Raw genomic sequence first — 1418 nt, 5'->3', positions numbered from 1 at the left:
ACCGCGTAGCTTGAGCCTGCGCTCAGGGTGATATCCCCGTCTACATTCAATGTGCCGATGGAATTGCCTGGCGCCAGAGTTGCCCCAGAGTTCACGGACACCCCGCTAACAGTCCCATCCCCACCAAGCACACCCCCATCGTTGAGTGTGATCCCTTGTAGGCTGCTATTCACCAACAGTGCCCCCCCGGACACCGTCGTGGCACCATCAATGCTGCCGCCGTCATCCACCTGCAACGTGCCACCTGTAATCGTCGTACCGCCTGTATAGCTGTTTTCGTGGGTCAGAATTGTTGTGCCGTTCTCGACCAGAACAGAGCCCGCGCCACTGATTGCCGTTCCGAACTCATAGTCGGTATTGGTGTGATTGAAGACCACCTGGCTGGTGTCCGTAAGAGGAATAGAACTTGCAAACTCAACATAACCGGCCGCAACAGCCGCCTCCCCCGAAGCTGCGCCAATGTTGAACGCTAGATTACCATGATGATGGTTCCCATATGTGCGAGCATTCGCCTCTTCCTTCGAGACATCTCTCGGAATTGGCCTTAATGCGCAAGCGCTAGTGCAATTGGGCTCGACCTGGACAAAATCATACTCAGTGTAATTCCCTGTTGCCTCATTGATCCTGAACATTCCGCCATTTGAAACCGTAATGGTTACGGTCGAAACGATTGCTGGATCTGCATCAGATCCCTGGACGAAAGTTACCCGGTCATTTGCTTCGGGAGTAATCTCAAACAGGGACCCCTCACCGTCGATTTCGAGTTCGGCTTGGACACTTGCGCCATGCGAATTGCCAGCCCAAAATTGCCCTGCACCACCGATGCCTTCAGGATAAACATGACCACCCAGCCTGACGACCCCACCTTCAGCAATGCTAAGCTTTCCGTGTTGATCGTTGTGAGACGAAACATTGAATGACATCGCCTCCACCTTGGTTGCCGCGCCAGTGACCACAAATTCGGAGCCCCCCTGAATGGAAATACCATTACCAAGTCGAAGGCGCTCCCCTTCAGAAACCGTAAACCTACCACCCCTTAGGCCATGGCTAGCGCCCAAGGTCAAACCATGGGTACCGAGATCCAGTGTCTTCGTGTCGGAGCTAAGCATTGCACCGTTGACACTACTCACAGCCTGTTCGAAATCTCTGACTTTAGTGGTTAGCTGTAACGCGTCCTCATCCGAATACGCCAGCGTACCAGGAGAAGGACGCGCCAGAACACGGAAACCATAAGCATCATGACTGACCCTATAGCTCTCCGCCTGAGCGGGAGACGACCCCAGTCCGGGCGTCAGAATGAAGCAGGTTGAGGCCAGCGCTGTCGTCTGCAGCAGGGCGGCGCGACGGATGATGAAGCGATGAAGCGATGAAGCGATGAAGCGATGAAGCGATGAAGCGATGAAGCGATGAAGCGATGA

General features: G+C 54.4%; 1 protein-coding gene. It reads right to left on the bottom strand.

Annotation, left to right across the window (positions count from 1 at the left end):
- On the bottom strand, positions 1-1418 hold a 1418-nt coding region (locus SLH47_RS26260; protein WP_413785691.1), incomplete at both ends, for an autotransporter-associated beta strand repeat-containing protein.

Source organism: Cognatiyoonia sp. IB215182 (genome assembly GCF_033963905.1).
Taxonomy (GTDB): domain Bacteria; phylum Pseudomonadota; class Alphaproteobacteria; order Rhodobacterales; family Rhodobacteraceae; genus Yoonia.
The sequence above is the reverse complement of the archived record's forward strand: the minus strand, read 5'-3'. Positions and strand labels throughout refer to the sequence as shown.